Genomic DNA, 15,811 nt, shown 5'->3' with positions numbered 1-15,811 from the left:
GCGCGGTCCTCCCGGGAGCAAGTCCGTAGTGAGGGGACCCCGAAGCGCAGCGTAGGGGCCGGATGACGGGAGCGCAGCGTTTTTTGGTTACTTTTTGTCGCGTTTGACAAAAAGTGACTCGCCGTAAGGGCGAAAAGGTGAATAAGCGTCTCCATCGCAAATGGACCATGCCCATTTTCAACACCCACGCAAAGCAATAAAGCTTCAAGAATCTTCAGAGCAGCCGCATAAACCGAGCAAAACCGAATCTACCCGTGAAGCCCCTACCGTTCGGTTACCGAACACTTACCCCGACGTAGAATTGACGCCACAGGCATCACTCCCCACCATGCACCAGCCTCGCGTGCCTCTGCCCAAAAACGGCCACGCCCACCGCTACTGACTACAATTTCAAGAACGAGCAGTTTTATGACCCACATCCACCCAGCCCCCTCAAAGCTGCGCAGCGCCCTCGCCGTCGGTAAAACCCGCTGGGGCATGCTCGCCCTGGTGTTCTTCGCCACCACGCTCAACTACATAGACCGCGCAGCCCTGGGCATCATGCAACCCGTCCTGGCCAAGGAAATGAGCTGGACGGCCATGGACTACGCCAATATCAACTTCTGGTTCCAGGTCGGCTACGCCATCGGCTTTCTGCTGCAAGGCCGGCTGATCGACAAGGTCGGCGTCAAACGCGCGTTCTTCTTCGCGGTGTTGCTGTGGAGCCTGGCCACCGGCGCCCACGGCCTGGCTACCTCCGCGGCAGGCTTCATGGTATGCCGGTTCATCCTGGGCCTCACCGAAGCCGCCAACTACCCAGCCTGCGTCAAGACCGTGCGCCTGTGGTTCCCAGCCGGCGAACGCGCCATCGCCACCGGCCTGTTCAACGCAGGCACCAACGTGGGCGCCATGGTCACCCCCGCGCTGCTGCCGGTGATCCTGGCCGTGTGGGGCTGGCAGGCCGCGTTCATTGCCATGGGTTGCCTGGGGCTGGTGTGGGTGGTGTTCTGGCTGCTCAAGTACCACGACCCTGAGCAACACCCAAGCGTGCGTCAGAGCGAAGTGCAGTACATTCAACAGGACGCCGAACCCGAGCCTACCCGCGTGCCCTTCAGCCGCATATTGCGCCTGCGGGGCACCTGGGCTTTCGCTGTGGCGTATGCCATCACCGCGCCAGTGTTCTGGTTCTACCTGTACTGGCTGCCACCGTTTCTCAACCAGCAATACAGCCTGGGCATCGACGTAACCCAAATGGGCATCCCGCTGATCATCATCTGGCTCACCGCCGATTTCGGCAGTGTGGGCGGCGGCGTGTTGTCATCGTGGCTGATCGGCCGTGGCGTGCGGGCCACCAGCGCGCGGCTGGTGTCGATGCTGGTATTTGCCTGCACCATGATCAGCGTCACCTTTGCCGCCAATGCCAGCGGCCTGTGGGTAGCGGTGCTGGCCATTTCGCTGGCCGTGGGCGCCCACCAGGCCTGGACGGCCAACATCTGGAGCCTAGTGATGGACTACACGCCCAAACACCTGGTCAGTACGGTGTTCGGCTTTGGCAGCATGTGCGCCGCCATCGGCGGCATGTTCATGACCCAGATCGTCGGCAGCGTGCTAACCGCCACCCACAATAATTATGCCGTGCTGTTCACCATGATCCCGGCCATGTACTTCCTGGCCTTGGTCTGGATGTACTTCATGGCACCGCGGGCGATCGAGCAGGCTTGATCGCCGCCGCCAGTGGCTACAACGCCCAGTCGGCCTTCTGGCCGAAGAACGCCTGGGCGTTGGCTTGCAGGCTTTCCAGGTGATAACCCCCTTCCTGCACGATCACGCTGGGCAGCCGTAGGGCGCGAACACGCTCGCCCAATGTGGCAAAGCCTGCGGTGGTGACCGCTACCTTGCTCTGCGGGTCGAGCTCGTAGATGTCAAAGCCCAGCGACAGCACCAGCACCTCGGCGCCAAAATCCCGCACCGCAGCCAAGGCCACCTCCAGGCTGGCCATGAAGTCCGCTTCACTGGCCCCGTGCGCCAGCGGCAGGTTCAGGTTGTAACCCTGCCCTTCCCCCGCGCCACGCTCATCATCGAAGCCGGCCACGCCCGGGTAGAAGTTGGTCGGGTCGCCATGTACCGACACGTACAGCACGTCATTGCGCCCGTAGAAAATTTCCTGAATGCCCTGGCCATGGTGCATGTCGGTATCCAGAATCGCCACGCGCCGGTAACGGCTGCGCAGGGCCTGGGCGGCGACAGCTGCGTTGTTGAGGTAGCAGAAGCCCCCTGCCGCATCGAAGCGCGCATGATGCCCCGGCGGGCGACACAAAGCGTAGGCGGCGGGCTCGCCATCCAGGATGGCCTGGGCCGCAGCCACTGCGCTTTGCGCCGACCAGTAAGCCGAACGCCAGGTGTGTTCGCCCACCGGGCAACTGCCGTCCGCCAGGTAGCGACCCGCCTGGGCCAGCACACCGCGCAAGGCATTGGGCTCACGCACGAAGATGTTGGACATCACCTCGTCCCCCCAGTCTTCGGGCACTTCCTTCCAATGTGCGTGGGCGCTTTGCAGAAAGGCCAGGTAGGGCTCGCCATGCACCGCTGCAAGGGGCGCCAAGCCGGCATCGGCCGGTGCACAAATGTCGAAACCCAGGGTCTCGGCGGCCCGCACCAGGTTGAGCGCCCGCTCAGGCACCTCCTGAGGCGTACGCATGGCGCCGCGGGAATAATAGCTGCGCGGGTGATGCAACAGCTGGTCGGGGTGGAAGTAGCAACGCATCAGGCTTCTCCTTCATCGACGCGGCCCGCGCGCGCGAGCACCGCATTAAGCAGTACATCGGCGCCCTGGCGGGCGTCATCAAACAGCACGTCTTCGGCTTCGTTATGGCTGAGCCCGCCCACGCAGGGGATGAACACCATTGCCGTGGGGCAATGCCGGGCCAGCAGGATGGCGTCGTGACCGGCCCCGCTCACGATGGCTTGCTGGGCATAGCCCAGGCCGTCCACAGCCTGTTGCACGGCGGCCACGCACGCGGCATCGAACGGTGTGGCCGGGCTCACCCAGTGGCGCTCGATACGCACCTGCAAGCCACGGTTACGGGCGATGGCCTGCAGCTTCAGGGTCAGTTCGTGCTCCATCGCTTCGATGGCCTGGTCGCGGTGGTGGCGCAGGTCAACGGTGAACCGTACCTGCCCTGGGATGGTATTGCGCGAGGCCTTGGCAATGGCCAATTCGCCTACGGTTGTCAGCCCCTGGGGGGCGAAGTCGGCCGCCAGTTGCTCGACGGCCTGAATCATGCGGGCGGCGCCGTATAGCGCGTCCTTGCGCAGGGGCATGGGCGTGGTACCGGCGTGGGCAGCCATGCCTTCGACGGTGATATCCAGCCAGCGGATGGCCTGCCCGCCGCTGACCACGCCAATGGCCTTGGCATTGTCCTCCAGAATCGGGCCCTGCTCGATATGGGCCTCGAAATACGCATCCACCTCGCCGCCAAGCGGCCGCTGGCCTGCGTAGCCGGTGGTGCGCAAGGCCTCGGCCACCGTAATGCCCTCGGCATCACGGATGGCCAACGCCGCCTGCAGCGTCAGCGCGCCAGTGAACACCGCCGAACCGAACATGGCGGGGGTGAAGCGTGCACCCTCCTCGTTGGTCCATACCGCAACCTCCAGTGGCTTGCGGGTTCGGATGCCCAGGTCATCCAGGCGCCGTAGCACCTCTAACCCCGCCAACACCCCATACACGCCGTCGAAGCGCCCACCCTCGGGCTGAGTGTCCAGGTGGCTGCCCATCATCACCGGGGCAGCAGTGGGATCGATGCCGGCGCGGCGGGCAAACAGGTTGCCGATGGCGTCCACGGTCAGCGTCAGGCCGGCTTCCCGGCACCAGTGGCTGAACAGGTCACGGCCGGCCTTGTCCTGTTCGGTCAGGGCCAGGCGGCAGCTGCCGCCCCGTGCCGTGGCGCCGATCTCGGCCATGGCCATCAGGCTCGCCCACAGGCGCTCGCCATTGCTTTTCAACATGCGGGTACTCCAGAAACAGTGGGGGTTCATCAGGCCGGTTGCAGCTGCTGGCTACGGGCAGGGCCAGCACGCACACCAGCGACACACAGGCGATCAAGGTGTAGAACAGCGCCATCGGCCACCATTGGCCGGTGAAGGTATGGGCCAGCCAGGTGCCGATCAGCGGCGTGAGCCCGCCCGCAATGGCACCGCACACCTGGTAGGCCATGGAGATCGCGGTGTAGCGCACGCGGGTCTCGAACATGCCACTGACGTACCCGGCGATTACCGCGTAGAACGAGGCCATGCAGGCTGCAGCCAGGGCAATGCCCAGCACGATCATCGGCCCCTGCCCGGAACTGACCAGCACGAACATGGGGTACGGTGAGGCCATGGCCAGCAACGCCACCCACGCCAGAAAACGCGTGGCACCGATTTTTTCCGAGAGCCAGGCAGCCAACGGCTGCACGCAGAACTGAATCACGGCGACGAAGAACAGGCATTGCAGAATCAGCGAGCGCTCCAGGTGCAGTTGCTGGGTGGTGTAGCTGATCATGAAGGTGTTGGTGAAGTAGACCCCGGCGATGCCAAGGGTATTGGCACCGATGCACAGCAGCAGAGGTCGCCAAGCCGTGCGCAGCACCTCCAGGGCAGGCGCCTGTTCCTGGCACCGTGCGGTTTCGGCTTGCTGGCGGCTGGCGAGGAACTCGGGCGACTCGTTGACCCCCAGGCGAATCGCCAACCCCACCAGCAACAGCAGCGCGCTGGCCAGGAACGGCACGCGCCAGCCCCAGCTCATCAGGTCTGCTTCAGGCAGGCGAGTCACCGCACCGAAGGCCAGCAACGAAAGGATCAGCCCGGCCGGGCTGCCCAGCTGGGCAAACGAGGCAAAGAAGTTGCGCCGGCCCTTGGGTGCATGCTCGCCCGCCATCAGCACCGCCCCGCCCCACTCGCCGCCCACGGCAATGCCCTGCACGATCCGCAGCAGTATCAGCAGCACTGGCGCCGTTGCGCCGATCTGCGCGTAGGTCGGCAACAGGCCGATGCACACGGTGACGATGCCCATCATCAGCAGCGTGATCACCAGCGATTTCTTGCGCCCGATGCGGTCGCCCACGTGGCCGAAGATGATGCCGCCCAGCGGCCGGGCGAAGAACCCGACGGCGAAGGTGCCGAAAGCGGCCATGGTGCTGAAAAGGCTGTCGTCGGAGGGGAAGAACAGCGCCCCGAACACCAGCGCGGCGGCGGTGGCGTAGATGTAGAAGTCGTACCACTCGATCATGGTGCCGATAAAGGCGGCGGCGGCCGCACGGCGCGGCTGAGGGGCTGCGGTGGCTTGCATGGAAGGCTCCCTTGCTTGTTCTTCTGGCAGGAGTGTGGGGTCACGGTTGCGCTCTGTTGGCGCTTGGCAGGTTGCTGGATCTTGGCAATCGCAGCGGCCCTGGTGCCTGGGATTTATCGTCTCGGGGCTATGATTAGTCAATTTTCTATTTATTATTCCAATTATTAGCCCTACTTATTATCGAGCCTGCCATGTCTGAGCGCCTGCTGAATGATCGACTGGACTGGAACCTGCTGCGTACCTTCCGGGTTATCGGCCAGGAGCTGTCCATAAGCCGTGCAGCCGCCCGGCTGCACCTCACCCAACCGGCAGTTAGCCAGGCGCTCAAACGGCTGGAACAGCAACTGGGCCGTCAACTGATCGCCCGCCGCGGACCACGCTTTGTGCTGACCGACATGGGCGAGCAGGTATTCCGGCTGGCCGGCGAGGTCTACGGGCAGATGTCGCAGATCGGCGGGTTGCTGGAGCACCCGGGGGATGAACTGGTGGGCAAGGTACGGCTGCTGATGATCAGCCGCATCGTCAACGAGGCGTTCGACGACCTGCTTGCCGCTTTTCATCGCCAGCACCCCCGGGTGGAGCTTGAAATCGAGGTAATGCGCAGCTCCGACATTGTCGCCGCCCTGCAGGAGAAAACCGCCACTGCAGGCCTCAGCCTCAACCGCCGTGCCCAGACACGGCTGGAGCAACGGCTTTTTCTGCGCCAGCGCTATGCCTTTTTCTGTGGCAGGCACCACAGGCTGTTCGGCGAGGCCGAAAGCGACCTGCAGCGGGAGAACTTTGTCAGTTTCACCAGCGACCAGATTGGCGGCATGCTGTCACCGTTGACCATTTTCCGCGACCAGCAGGGATTTGCCGGGCGCATCGTGGCATCGTCGCCCAGCCTTGAAGAAGTCCGCCGGCTGGTGATCGCCGGTTTCGGTATCGGCTGCCTGCCCGAACACGTGGTGGCGCCGGATGTACAGCAAGGCTTGCTGTGGAAGCTGCCACCGCTCGACGGTATCGCCGATGTCGATATCCATCTGCTGTGGAACCCGGGCCAGCGCTTCAGCCGAGCAGAACAGGTATTCATCCAGGCCTTGCAGCAATGCACCACCGAGGCTGGCCGCTAGGCAAAGGAACGGTTGGTGGATAGCGCCCGACAGGGTATGCTGCTTGATATCAATGAGCCACTACCCAGCCAGGTTCGTTGCCCCTTCAAGGAAGACCCCGTGCCCAGCCAGCCCACCCGCCAGACCATTGCCCGCCAGTGGGAACTTCTCAAACTGCTGCCTGGCCGCCAGCCCGGCCTTAGCTGCAGCCAATTACAGGCGGCGCTGGCCACGGTTGGCCATGTGACCACCAAGCGCACCGTAGAACGCGACCTGGTGGAGTTGGCCGCCCTTTTCCCCCTGCAGTGCAACAGCAAAAGCCTGCCCTACAGCTGGCACTGGCAACCCGGCCTGAAGGATAGCCACACGCAGCAATGGCTGGCCGAAGACATGACCGGCCCCGCGCAGATAGAACTGCACGCCTGGGTCGATGACGCGCTGGCACGCGACCTTCAACAGAGCCCGGTGGGCGTGGGCATGTTATTGCTACCCCAGGCAGACGGCGGCGCCACCCTGGTGACCACAGTGGCTGACAGCTCCACGCTCATGGCGTGGCTGTTGTCTCAGGCGGGCTCGATTCGTGTTCAAGCGCCAAAGGAAATACGGGTAGCCATGCTGGACCAGTTGCGCCACAGCCTGGCACTGCACGAAGCTGGCTGAGAAGCGCCGGGTCAGGCGATGCGGCGGCGTGAGAGGCAGGCGTAACCCAGCACCAGAACCACGCACACGAGCCCCGCGAGCAGTGCCATCAACTCTGTGCTGTAGCGGGCGACCCAGGCCGGGAAGCCGATGAAGGACTGGTAGACCTGCACCTCAGCCACGCCATCGGCATAGCTGATACCTACACCCCCCTGGCGGATCTGCGAGTAATCGGCGTCGAAGTACACCCACACCTTGCTTTCCCCACCGGGCTCGATGGCGGGTATCTCCACCTGGGCGGTGGCGTTTTCCAGCAGGGTATCGTTGCCGGCCGAATCCCGAACCTGTACCAGGCCCTTGGCAGGCAGGCGCACTTTCACCTGGTTGACCGGCGCGTCACCGGCATTGCGCAGTTCGATGAGAAGGCCGGTGCGATGGTCTACCAGGCCAGCCTCGAACGGCTTGGCGAACAGCCGGGCGTAAGGTGCCTGCGCCATCTCCACCAGCCGCTCGACCTGTTCGTGGCTCATTTCACCCTGGCCGATGGCGTTGATGCGCCCGTGTAGCTGCTCGTACTTGAGTTGCTCACTGGCCTGGCTGATGCGTTCGCTGAACTGGCCGGGGTAGGTCAGGTACGAATAGGTAAGGGATGCCTCCAGGCGAGGGTTGCCGCCCAGCACCTTATAGGCGAGCAGCAGGGCCATCAGCCCGATCAGCACGGCTACGAGGAGTTTCCCCACCTTGTCCCAGCTCAATGCAAACTTCCTTATGTCGAGGTACTGACGATTCAAGCTGCCCAAGGGTGCCAACTTCGCAGCCCCCAGGCAAGCGTGTCGCTCGACTAGGTGCCGCCCTGCTCTTCCCGGGCCTGGCGCAGTTGCTGCACCTGGCCATCGATCAGTGCCTTGGCCATGCCGGCCAGGTAGTAAGTAGCCTGCATCATTACCTTGCGGTCTTCGGGCCTGTCGATGGCCTTTCGCGTAAGCTCGGTGACGCAGCCCATGATGCCTGACGCCTCCATCAGTGCGGTGCGCATGGGCAGTTTGGCCTTCATGTGTACCAGCTCGTTGTCGGAAGGGGCGAACCGGCCAGCGGCGTGCAGCACGTTAGGGTTGCCGGTGGGTGTGAGCGTTTCTCTGTCCATGGTGTTATCTCCTGTTGGCGAGCCTCCCGAGACTAGGGCCGCACCCGCCCTCACCACAACGCCCCGACCGCGCCAAAGGCCATTTTCGGAAACTGCCTACAAGTACGGCGCCACTTGACCACTTTACCTCCGTCGCGGACGATCAGCGCTTCCCAAACAAGGACGTCATCATGCTACGTATTCTGGGCAGGGCCTCTTCGATCAACGTGCGCAAGGTGCTCTGGGCGTGCGCCGAGTTTCAGGTACCGTACGAACGCGAAGACTGGGGTTCAGGCTTCCAGGCGACCCACACGGCGCAGTTTCTTGCACTCAACCCGAATGCCATGGTGCCCGTGATCCAGGACGGTGACTTCACGCTGTGGGAGTCCAACAGCATCATCCGCTACCTGGCCAACCGCTACGGTGATGGCACCTTGTATCCGGTGGACCCGCAGGCAAGGGCCAGGATCGACCAGTGGATCGACTGGCAGGCTTCTGACCTGAACCGGTCCTGGAGCTACGCGTTCATGTCACTGGTACGCCACTCCCCCGCCCACCAGGAGCCCCAGGCGCTTGCGGCCGGTTGCGCAGACTGGTCGCGGCACATGCGCATCCTCGACGAGCAACTGGCCCGCACCGGTGCCTATGTGGCAGGCAGTCATTTCACCCTGGCCGACATCCCGATTGGCCTGTCGGTAAACCGCTGGTTCGAAACGCCCCTGGAGCACCCGGCCCTGCCAGCGGTACGTGATTACTACGAACGCCTGAGCGAGCGTGCCGCGTACCATGAGCACGGCCGCAACGGCACGCCTTGAACTGCTGTGGAGGTAGACCGATGAGCGCAACCCTGCGCCTGGCAACACCGGGCGATGTCGACGTGCTGTTCGACATCCGCACCAGCGTTACCCAGAACCATCTGTCACGCCAACAGATGCACGCGCTGGGCATCACCGCAGAGGTACTGACCGAGGCAATCAACAGCGCCCCCTGCGCCTGGGTGGCCGAATGGCACGACCAGCCCGCAGGCTTTGCCATGGTCGACCTGCAGGCAGGTGAGCTGTTCGCCCTGTTTGTGCGCCCCGCGCTGGAAGGCAACGGGTTGGGTACGCTACTGCTGCAACAGGCCGAGCAAGCCCTGTTTGAGCACCACGCGGTGATTCACCTGACCACCGACGGCGACCCGGCCATGCGGGCCAATGCGCTGTACCGGAGCGCCGGCTGGGTGTGCACCGCTCAGGTGGATGCACGAGACGTGCGGTTCGAGAAACACCGGCCCGTGGCAGCGGGCCGGTAGCCCGCCGTCACACCACGACCTGGGCCGCGCTGGCACGCCCCCGCCAGGCGAACAGCACTACCATGGCCAGGCCCAGCGCAGCGGTAGCGGCCCCGGCGATGGCAATTGCCCGGTAGCCCAGGCCGGCATTGATCACTGCACCGCCCAAGGCAGCGCCGATGGCGTTACCCAGGTTGAATGCCCCGATGTTTACCGCCGAGGCCAGGTTGGGCGCCTGCCTGGCGGCTTCCATCACACGCATCTGCAGGGGCGGCACCAACGCAAAACTGGCCGCCCCCCACACCACGATGGCCATGGCCGTTGGCAGCGGCCAGGCGAGTACCCATGGCAACCCCAGCAGCACGGCAATCAGCACGGCCAGCGATACGACAAGGGTGCGGTCAACCGAGCGGTCCGCTGCCTTGCCGCCCCAGACGTTACCTAACGTCAGGCCAATGCCGAACAGCACGAGCATGCCCGTGATGAAGGTCGTGGAGGCCCCCGCTTCGTTCTGCAAAATCGGTGCAATGTAGGTGAATACCGTAAACATCGCACTGGAGCCGACCACCGTCAGCAACAGCGCGGCCAGCACCGGGCCACGGGTCAGCACGCGGATCTCCGCCAGCGCCCCGTCACCTTTGGGCGAGGGCACATTCGGCAAGGCGTACCACAGGGTAGTCATCGCCACCAGACCAAGCCCGGCAATCCCCCAGAACGCAGTTCGCCACCCAAGCATTTCGCCAAACCAGGTCGCCAGCGGTACCCCGCCAATGGTGGCCAGCGTCAGGCCCATGAACATGGCGGCCACCGCCCCGGCGCGTTTATCCGGGGGCACAACGCTGGCTGCCACTATGGCGCCTATACCGAAAAACGCCCCGTGGTTCATCGAAGTGACCACCCGGGCCACCAATAGGCTGGTGTAGTCGCTGGCCAAGGCCGACATCACGTTGCCCAGGGTGAAAATCGCCATCAGGCCAATCAGCAGGTAGCGCCGCGGGATGCGCACAGTGGCCAAGGTCATCAGCGGCGCGCCAATCAGCACGCCCAAGGCGTAAGCACTGACCAACAGCCCTGCAGCCGGTATGGAAACACCCAGGTCGGTGGCGATGCTGGGCAGCATGCCCATTGGGGCAAATTCAGTGACGCCGATGCCGAAGGCACCGATGGCAAGTGCAACAAGTGGGGGGTTGATACGCATGGCTGGCTCCTTATCTGTGCTGCAAATGCTACGATCTGTTTCAAACCCGCACTAGACCGCTTTTTTACCAACCACCTTTGCTTGAGAGGCACAAATGGAACTGGCTGGACGCTCCGGTGAAATGGAGGTATTTGCACGTGTGGCGCAAGCAGGCAGCTTGTCCGCCGCCGCCCGGGCGCTAGGCCTGACCCCCTCCGCCGTCAGCCGCATCCTGGCTCGCACCGAGCAGCGCCTGGGCACGCGCCTGATGTTGCGCACAACCCGGGCGATCACCTTGACCCCAGAGGGCGAGGCTTACTTGCGCGGTGCGCACCGGGTGCTTGCCGACATGCTCGAAGTGGAGCAGGCCATCACCGACCAGGGTGTGCCCCGTGGCCGCCTGCGGGTCAGCGCCGCACTGGGGCACGGCCGCATGACCGTGGTGCCCCTGGTAGCAGCCTTCAGCGCCCGCTACCCGCAGGTGCTGGTGGACCTTACCCTCAGTGACGAGTTGGCGGACATCCTGGGCGGCCAGGCCGACGTGGCCCTGCGTTTCGGTGAGCTCCCCGACAGTTCCTTGAGTGCACGCCTGATCGGCGACACCGGCCAGGCCGTCGTGGCCTCGCCTGGCTACCTGCAGCGCTGCGGCACGCCCCACGTGCCAGAAGACCTGCAAAACCACAACTGCCTGCGTTTCAACTTCCGCCGGGCGACACCCGACTGGCCGTTCAGCCGTGACGGTCAACTGTTCCGGCTGAAGGTGAACGGCAACATCCAATGCAGCAGCGGAGAGGCATTGGCGCAGTTGGCCAGGCTGGGCGCGGGGGTGGCACGCATTGGTACGTTCACCGTGGCAGAAGACCTGGCTAGCGGGCGCCTGGTATCACTGCTCGACGGCTACAACCCCGGTGACCGCGAACCGATCCATGCCGTGTTCGCGGGCGGGCCGTCCATGCCCGCGCGGGTGCGGGTGTTCGTCGACTTTCTGGTGGCGCACCACCAAGGGCATCAGCATTGGGCTGCCGCGTCGCCCCAAACGCCGCACAGATAGCACCTGCGGGGGTCAACCACCTGCGACGCGCCCTGCCATCCCGGCCAGCGCCTTGCGCAGGCTTGGCAGGTCGCTGTAGCGGTGCTCGCCGGTAACCTTGCCATGGCTCAGTTCCAGCCACTGCACCGAATCGCGGTCGCCCCCATACTGCGCTGCCACTTCGCCGCTGCGGTCGAGCAGAATGCGGTAATTGGCCGAGCGCATGGCTGGCACCATCACGGCCTGGACCATGCTGGGCATTTTCTCGATGTCGGCCACAAACACCACTCCGCGGGCTTCCAGATAGCCTGCAGGCGTATGCTCCACGGCGCTGTTGACCAACCGTGCACTGGCCATGCTGCGGGCCACCATCACCACCCGCGTGTCGTCAGCAAGGGTATAGGCCTTGTCGTGCTGGTCATTCAACGTCCAGTTGCCGGCAGCCTGCGCCAGGGGCGTGAACAATAAGGTCAGAAGCAGTAACAATGAGGGGCGCATGCGGCTGTCTCGCAGTGAAGGTTCCCACACACTAGACGGGTTGTTCGCGCTCGCCAAGCCGCCGTGCTTGAAGCGGTGGGCAGATGTTGCACAATAGCGCGGTCAGATGCCCGTCAAAGGAAACCTCATGCTGTATGTCGTCATGCTGGGCGGCCGCCACCCAGGCGCCAAGATCGAAGTGCACGACGTGGTCTTCGCCCAGGCCGAAACCCTTCAGCAAACCTACCCGCAGCTACGTGACGCCTGGTTCGGCAGCCTGCAGGGCCTGCACGTGGACAGTTGGCTGGAGGTAGACGGGGTGGACGGCCAGCGTATCGAGTGGCACACCCAGCCCCCTGCTCGCGGAGCCAACCGTCTGTATTTCATCAACCTGGGTGGCTACGAGCGGGGTGTGTTCGGCGAAGCGCACCGGTACCTGCTGGTGAGCGCCCGCAACAAGACCGATGCCAAGGCGCTGGGGAAACTGCAGATGGCTGCCGGCTGGTTGAAGCCGCATACCGACGCGCTGCTGAACGTGGACGACTGCCTGGCCATTGACCAGGTGGGCGGGCTGCACCTGCACCTGGTGCCGGGGCCACACAAACCGACCGTCGCGCGTAATGACTATATCCCCATCTGATTCGGCCCCTTCAAGCGCTGGCCCTACCCTTCCCGCAGCCGATGGAGCTTCGGCGCCCTGAAGTGGTCTACCCCTCAAGCCGAGCCCACCGCCCCGAGGGGAACACCATGAGCCTGATCCCAGCCTTGCCTGGCCCCGCCAACGTACTGATTTGCGGCGCCAGCCGTGGCATAGGGCTGGCGCTGTGCACAGCGCTGCTGGCCCGCGACGATGTGCGTGTGCTGGTTGCCGTGGCGCGCCAGGCCAGCACCTGCGAAGCGCTGGGGGCACTGGGCAGGCAGTATGGCGAACGTGTGAGGCTGGTCGACTGCGACGCCAGGCACGAAGGCTCACTGGCGCTGCTGGCCACGGAGGTGGGTAGGGTTTGTGAGCACCTGAACCTCGTTGTCAGCACCCTCGGCATCCTGCACCAGGAAAACGCCAAGGCGGAAAAATCCCTGGCACAGCTTGACCTGGCGGGCTTGCAAGCAAGCTTCGCCACTAACGCCTTTGCGCCAATCCTACTGCTCAAGCACGTGCTGCCTTTTCTGCGCAAGCAGCCTGCCACGTTCGCGGCGTTGTCTGCCCGTGTCGGCTCGATCAGCGACAACCGGTTGGGCGGTTGGTACAGCTACCGATCAAGCAAGGCGGCCCTCAACCAGCTGTTGCACACGGCCAGCATCGAGTTGAAGCGGGTCAACCCAGCTGCCACGGTGCTGGCACTGCACCCCGGTACCACCGACACAGCGCTTTCGCGGCCCTTCCAAGGGAATGTGCCGGAAGGCAAGTTGTTCGAAACAGGGTTTGCAGCGCGCTGCGTCATCGAACTGGTGGGGCGCTTGGGGCCGTCGGTGACGGGCAGTTTCTGGGGGTGGGATGGTGAGCGGATTGGGTGGTAAGGAACCTTACCTCGACCCTGCACCCGCTCGTCGTTGTGCGCACTAAAAAACGCGAGGCCTGTTCAATTTCTCCCATGACCCGCCGATACACCGTCAACGAATTGCCGTTTCCGGAGCCTTTCAATGTCACTGATCCCCGCACGTATCTCGCAGCGCATGACGTTAGCCATCCTGGCTTTACTGGTTCTTACTGCTGCGGCGATATTTGCGGTGATTACCCTGGGTGGCAAACCCCGGCTGCTGGCCGCCGGAACGGACGCGGCCGAGCAGTCGGCAAAGGCCCTGACCAACGAACTGGCCTTGCCGCTGAACCGCATCGAGGGTACGGCCTCTGCCATGGCGCTGCTGGCACAGACCCTGCCTCACGATGTGGCGCTTTTCCAGGATAACCTGGCGGGCATTATCGACAGCCAAGGCAATGCCGCCATCGCAGGTGGCGGCGTTTGGCCAGAGCCCAACGCATTCACTGCGGGGACCGAACGGCGTAGTTTTTTCTGGTCACGTAACGCCGACAACAAGCTGGTTTTTTCCGCCGAATACAACGATGCAAATACGCCGCCCTATCAGGCTGAGTCCTGGTATACCGGGGTCAAGTCCACAGCGCCTGGTCGTTGTGTCTGGTCGGATGCTTACCAGGACGCCGTGAGCGGTGTGGCAATGACCACATGCAGCGTGCCCTATCGCAATGGGGCCGCGTTCGCAGGTGTGGCCACCATCGACTTGAAGCTGGACGGCCTGGCCACTTTTCTCAAAGAGAAAGGCGATATAACAGGCGGTTATGCGTTTGCCGTGGATGCCTCGGGTAACGTGCTGTTCTTCCCCGATACCAAAGCCGACAAGGCACTGCTCACCGTCGCCACCTTGGGCCAGGAGCAGCCCTGGCTCAAGCCCGTGGCGGATCGCCTGGCCGACAAGTCGCAGGCCCTTTCAACCTTCAGGCTGAATGACGATGGCAGGCTGGGCACTCCGGCTTACGTGACGCTGGCAACCATGGATAGCACCGGCTGGCGAATTGGCCTGGTAACGCCTGAAGCCAGAGTTGTGGGCCTGGCAAATCATCTGACCGCGCAGATACTCTTGTTCCTGTTACCCCTGATGGCCATCCTGCTCGGCCTCGCCTGGCTGGCCGGCAAGCGGCTGTTGGTGCAGCTTGAGGAAACCACGCGGCAAATCGATACCCTGGGCCAAGGCGGCCAGGCCGGGGCTGGGCTGGAAATCGTGCGCGCCGATGAAATTGGTGCGCTGCGCGAATCGGTCAATCATTACGCGGGCTCGTTGCGCGACATGCTGCACCGCATCGCCCAGGAATCTGTCTCGCTTGAGCGCCAGGCTGACGAGCTGGCGCAATTGTCACACGGCTTGGCTGAACGCGCAGAGGCCCAACGGCAGGACAACACCCTGCTGGCCACGGCAATCACCGAAATGTCGGCCAGTGCCAATGAAGTCGCACACAACACGTCTGATTGTTCCGACACTGCCCGGCGCTCATTGGATGACGCGCAGCAAAGCCAGAACCAGGTCAACGGCAACAGCCAGTTCATCGAGGGCCTGGCCACCGATATCTCCGGGGCTGCCGACGCTATCACGCAATTGGGAGCGGACATCGAACGTGTGGGGAGCGTGCTGGAGGTCATCAAATCCATTTCGCAACAAACCAACCTGTTGGCACTCAACGCAGCCATCGAGGCCGCACGCGCTGGCGAGCAGGGGCGTGGTTTCGCGGTGGTGGCCGACGAAGTGCGTACGTTGGCCGGCCGCACGCAAACCTCTGCGAACGAGATTCAGGAGATGATTTCGCAACTTCGCCAAGCTTCAAGTTCAGCCGTTGCAACGATGCAAAACGGCGCCGAACGCACGCGGTCCTCGGTTCAGCAGGCGGCCGGCGTCGCATCCACATTGGGCACCACGGTAAAAAGCTTCGACGACATCGTCCAGCGCGCGCAACAGATTGCAGTGGCCGCTCAGCAGCAAAGTCACGTCACCCACGAAATCAACGAACTTGCCGTGCGTATCCATGCGTCCAGCGAGCAAGGGGCACGGGACGCCAACGCACTGCGTGAACTCGGCAAAGGCATGCAATCGATCTCGAGCCGGCTGGGCGATTTGAGCCGGGGTGGCCGATAGCCCTTTCAGGCCGCGCACGCGGGGTAGGCGTGGATAAGCAGTTACTCCGCTACG

General features: G+C 63.7%; 15 protein-coding genes and 2 pseudogenes. 10 read left to right on the top strand and 7 right to left on the bottom strand.

Annotated features, from left to right (window positions below):
* Positions 1-408 precede the first annotated feature (408 nt).
* A complete protein-coding gene (locus IAE36_RS14585; RefSeq protein WP_201213118.1) occupies positions 409-1,701 on the top strand; it encodes an MFS transporter in 1,293 nt (430 codons plus the stop codon).
* Positions 1,702-1,717: 16 nt separating this feature from the next.
* On the opposite strand, the gene IAE36_RS14580 is transcribed toward IAE36_RS14585, so the two are convergent.
* The 3 genes and pseudogenes from IAE36_RS14580 to IAE36_RS14570 form a co-directional block, all read right to left on the bottom strand.
* Positions 1,718-2,743 carry a histone deacetylase family protein gene (locus tag IAE36_RS14580; protein WP_201213116.1) on the bottom strand — a complete coding sequence of 342 codons (1,026 nt, stop codon included), beginning with the start codon at positions 2,741-2,743 and terminating at the stop codon, positions 1,718-1,720.
* The gene (locus IAE36_RS14575) at positions 2,743-3,984 is read right to left on the bottom strand and encodes a Zn-dependent hydrolase (RefSeq protein WP_201213114.1); all 1,242 of its coding nucleotides are present in this window, start codon (positions 3,982-3,984) and stop codon (positions 2,743-2,745) included. Before IAE36_RS14575 ends, IAE36_RS14580 begins: the two co-directional genes overlap by 1 nt.
* A 58-nt stretch (positions 3,985-4,042) precedes the next feature.
* Positions 4,043-5,305 (bottom strand): annotated as a pseudogene (locus IAE36_RS14570) (MFS transporter); the annotation flags it as partial.
* 191 nt (positions 5,306-5,496) lie between these two features.
* Here IAE36_RS14570 and IAE36_RS14565 point away from each other — a divergent pair.
* On the top strand, positions 5,497-6,417 hold the full coding sequence (locus tag IAE36_RS14565; RefSeq protein WP_201164397.1) for a LysR family transcriptional regulator: 921 nt from the start codon (positions 5,497-5,499) through the stop codon (positions 6,415-6,417).
* A gap of 99 nt (positions 6,418-6,516) precedes the next feature.
* Positions 6,517-7,056, top strand: coding sequence for a WYL domain-containing protein (locus tag IAE36_RS14560; RefSeq protein WP_201213125.1), 540 nt, complete (start codon positions 6,517-6,519; stop codon positions 7,054-7,056).
* A gap of 11 nt (positions 7,057-7,067) precedes the next feature.
* On the opposite strand, the gene IAE36_RS14555 is transcribed toward IAE36_RS14560, so the two are convergent.
* Both IAE36_RS14555 and IAE36_RS14550 read right to left on the bottom strand, forming a co-directional pair.
* Positions 7,068-7,790 (bottom strand): hypothetical protein, encoded by a 723-nt coding sequence (locus tag IAE36_RS14555; protein ID WP_201213112.1) that lies wholly within the window; start codon positions 7,788-7,790, stop codon positions 7,068-7,070.
* Positions 7,791-7,876: 86 nt separating this feature from the next.
* Positions 7,877-8,179, bottom strand: a complete 303-nt coding sequence (locus IAE36_RS14550) for a DUF3077 domain-containing protein (RefSeq protein ID WP_028634336.1) — start codon at positions 8,177-8,179, stop codon at positions 7,877-7,879.
* A 170-nt stretch (positions 8,180-8,349) separates the two neighbouring features.
* On the opposite strand from IAE36_RS14550, the gene IAE36_RS14545 reads away from it, so the two are divergent.
* On the top strand, positions 8,350-8,973 hold the full coding sequence (locus IAE36_RS14545; RefSeq protein ID WP_201213110.1) for a glutathione S-transferase family protein: 624 nt from the start codon (positions 8,350-8,352) through the stop codon (positions 8,971-8,973).
* Between the two features lie 20 nt (positions 8,974-8,993).
* Positions 8,994-9,452: a GNAT family N-acetyltransferase gene (locus tag IAE36_RS14540; RefSeq protein WP_201213109.1), complete on the top strand. Its 459-nt coding sequence runs from the start codon at positions 8,994-8,996 to the stop codon at positions 9,450-9,452.
* A 7-nt stretch (positions 9,453-9,459) separates the two neighbouring features.
* Here the strand turns inward: IAE36_RS14540 and IAE36_RS14535 are convergent, their stop codons facing one another.
* Positions 9,460-10,629, bottom strand: a complete 1,170-nt coding sequence (locus tag IAE36_RS14535) for an MFS transporter (RefSeq protein ID WP_201213108.1) — start codon at positions 10,627-10,629, stop codon at positions 9,460-9,462.
* A gap of 94 nt (positions 10,630-10,723) precedes the next feature.
* On the opposite strand from IAE36_RS14535, the gene IAE36_RS14530 reads away from it, so the two are divergent.
* The gene (locus IAE36_RS14530; RefSeq protein ID WP_201213107.1) at positions 10,724-11,659 is read left to right on the top strand and encodes a LysR family transcriptional regulator; all 936 of its coding nucleotides are present in this window, start codon (positions 10,724-10,726) and stop codon (positions 11,657-11,659) included.
* 12 nt (positions 11,660-11,671) lie between these two features.
* On the opposite strand, the gene IAE36_RS14525 is transcribed toward IAE36_RS14530, so the two are convergent.
* Entirely contained in the window at positions 11,672-12,124 is a 453-nt protein-coding gene (locus tag IAE36_RS14525; RefSeq protein ID WP_236408913.1) for a hypothetical protein, read from the bottom strand.
* Between the two features lie 139 nt (positions 12,125-12,263).
* On the opposite strand from IAE36_RS14525, the gene IAE36_RS14520 reads away from it, so the two are divergent.
* The 4 genes and pseudogenes from IAE36_RS14520 (at position 12,264) to IAE36_RS24095 (ending at position 15,757) form a co-directional block, all read left to right on the top strand.
* The gene (locus IAE36_RS14520; protein ID WP_028634341.1) at positions 12,264-12,755 is read left to right on the top strand and encodes a DUF1543 domain-containing protein; all 492 of its coding nucleotides are present in this window, start codon (positions 12,264-12,266) and stop codon (positions 12,753-12,755) included.
* Between the two features lie 107 nt (positions 12,756-12,862).
* Positions 12,863-13,633 (top strand): SDR family NAD(P)-dependent oxidoreductase, encoded by a 771-nt coding sequence (locus tag IAE36_RS14515; RefSeq protein ID WP_201213105.1) that lies wholly within the window; start codon positions 12,863-12,865, stop codon positions 13,631-13,633.
* Between the two features lie 123 nt (positions 13,634-13,756).
* Positions 13,757-14,638: pseudogene (locus IAE36_RS24100) on the top strand (cache domain-containing protein); the annotation flags it as partial.
* Complete coding sequence (locus tag IAE36_RS24095; protein WP_442967459.1) at positions 14,624-15,757, top strand: methyl-accepting chemotaxis protein; 1,134 nt, start codon at positions 14,624-14,626, stop codon at positions 15,755-15,757. The pseudogene IAE36_RS24100 and the gene IAE36_RS24095, both read left to right, overlap by 15 nt.
* Positions 15,758-15,811 lie beyond the last annotated feature (54 nt).

Origin of the sequence: Pseudomonas sp. S36 (assembly GCF_016647875.1) — a bacterium.
GTDB lineage: Bacteria > Pseudomonadota > Gammaproteobacteria > Pseudomonadales > Pseudomonadaceae > Aquipseudomonas > Aquipseudomonas parafulva.
The sequence above is the reverse complement of the archived record's forward strand: the minus strand, read 5'-3'. Positions and strand labels throughout refer to the sequence as shown.

Coding starts and splice junctions, on each gene's coding strand:
- IAE36_RS14550 (WP_028634336.1), bottom strand. CDS start 8,179: ATGGACAGAGAAACGCTCACACCCACCGGCAACCCTAACGTGCTGCAC.
- IAE36_RS14575 (WP_201213114.1), bottom strand. CDS start 3,984: ATGTTGAAAAGCAATGGCGAGCGCCTGTGGGCGAGCCTGATGGCCATG.
- IAE36_RS14530 (WP_201213107.1), top strand. CDS start 10,724: ATGGAACTGGCTGGACGCTCCGGTGAAATGGAGGTATTTGCACGTGTG.
- IAE36_RS14520 (WP_028634341.1), top strand. CDS start 12,264: ATGCTGTATGTCGTCATGCTGGGCGGCCGCCACCCAGGCGCCAAGATC.
- IAE36_RS14540 (WP_201213109.1), top strand. CDS start 8,994: ATGAGCGCAACCCTGCGCCTGGCAACACCGGGCGATGTCGACGTGCTG.
- IAE36_RS14565 (WP_201164397.1), top strand. CDS start 5,497: ATGTCTGAGCGCCTGCTGAATGATCGACTGGACTGGAACCTGCTGCGT.
- IAE36_RS14535 (WP_201213108.1), bottom strand. CDS start 10,629: ATGCGTATCAACCCCCCACTTGTTGCACTTGCCATCGGTGCCTTCGGC.
- IAE36_RS14585 (WP_201213118.1), top strand. CDS start 409: ATGACCCACATCCACCCAGCCCCCTCAAAGCTGCGCAGCGCCCTCGCC.
- IAE36_RS14515 (WP_201213105.1), top strand. CDS start 12,863: ATGAGCCTGATCCCAGCCTTGCCTGGCCCCGCCAACGTACTGATTTGC.
- IAE36_RS14545 (WP_201213110.1), top strand. CDS start 8,350: ATGCTACGTATTCTGGGCAGGGCCTCTTCGATCAACGTGCGCAAGGTG.
- IAE36_RS24095 (WP_442967459.1), top strand. CDS start 14,624: ATGGATAGCACCGGCTGGCGAATTGGCCTGGTAACGCCTGAAGCCAGA.
- IAE36_RS14580 (WP_201213116.1), bottom strand. CDS start 2,743: ATGCGTTGCTACTTCCACCCCGACCAGCTGTTGCATCACCCGCGCAGC.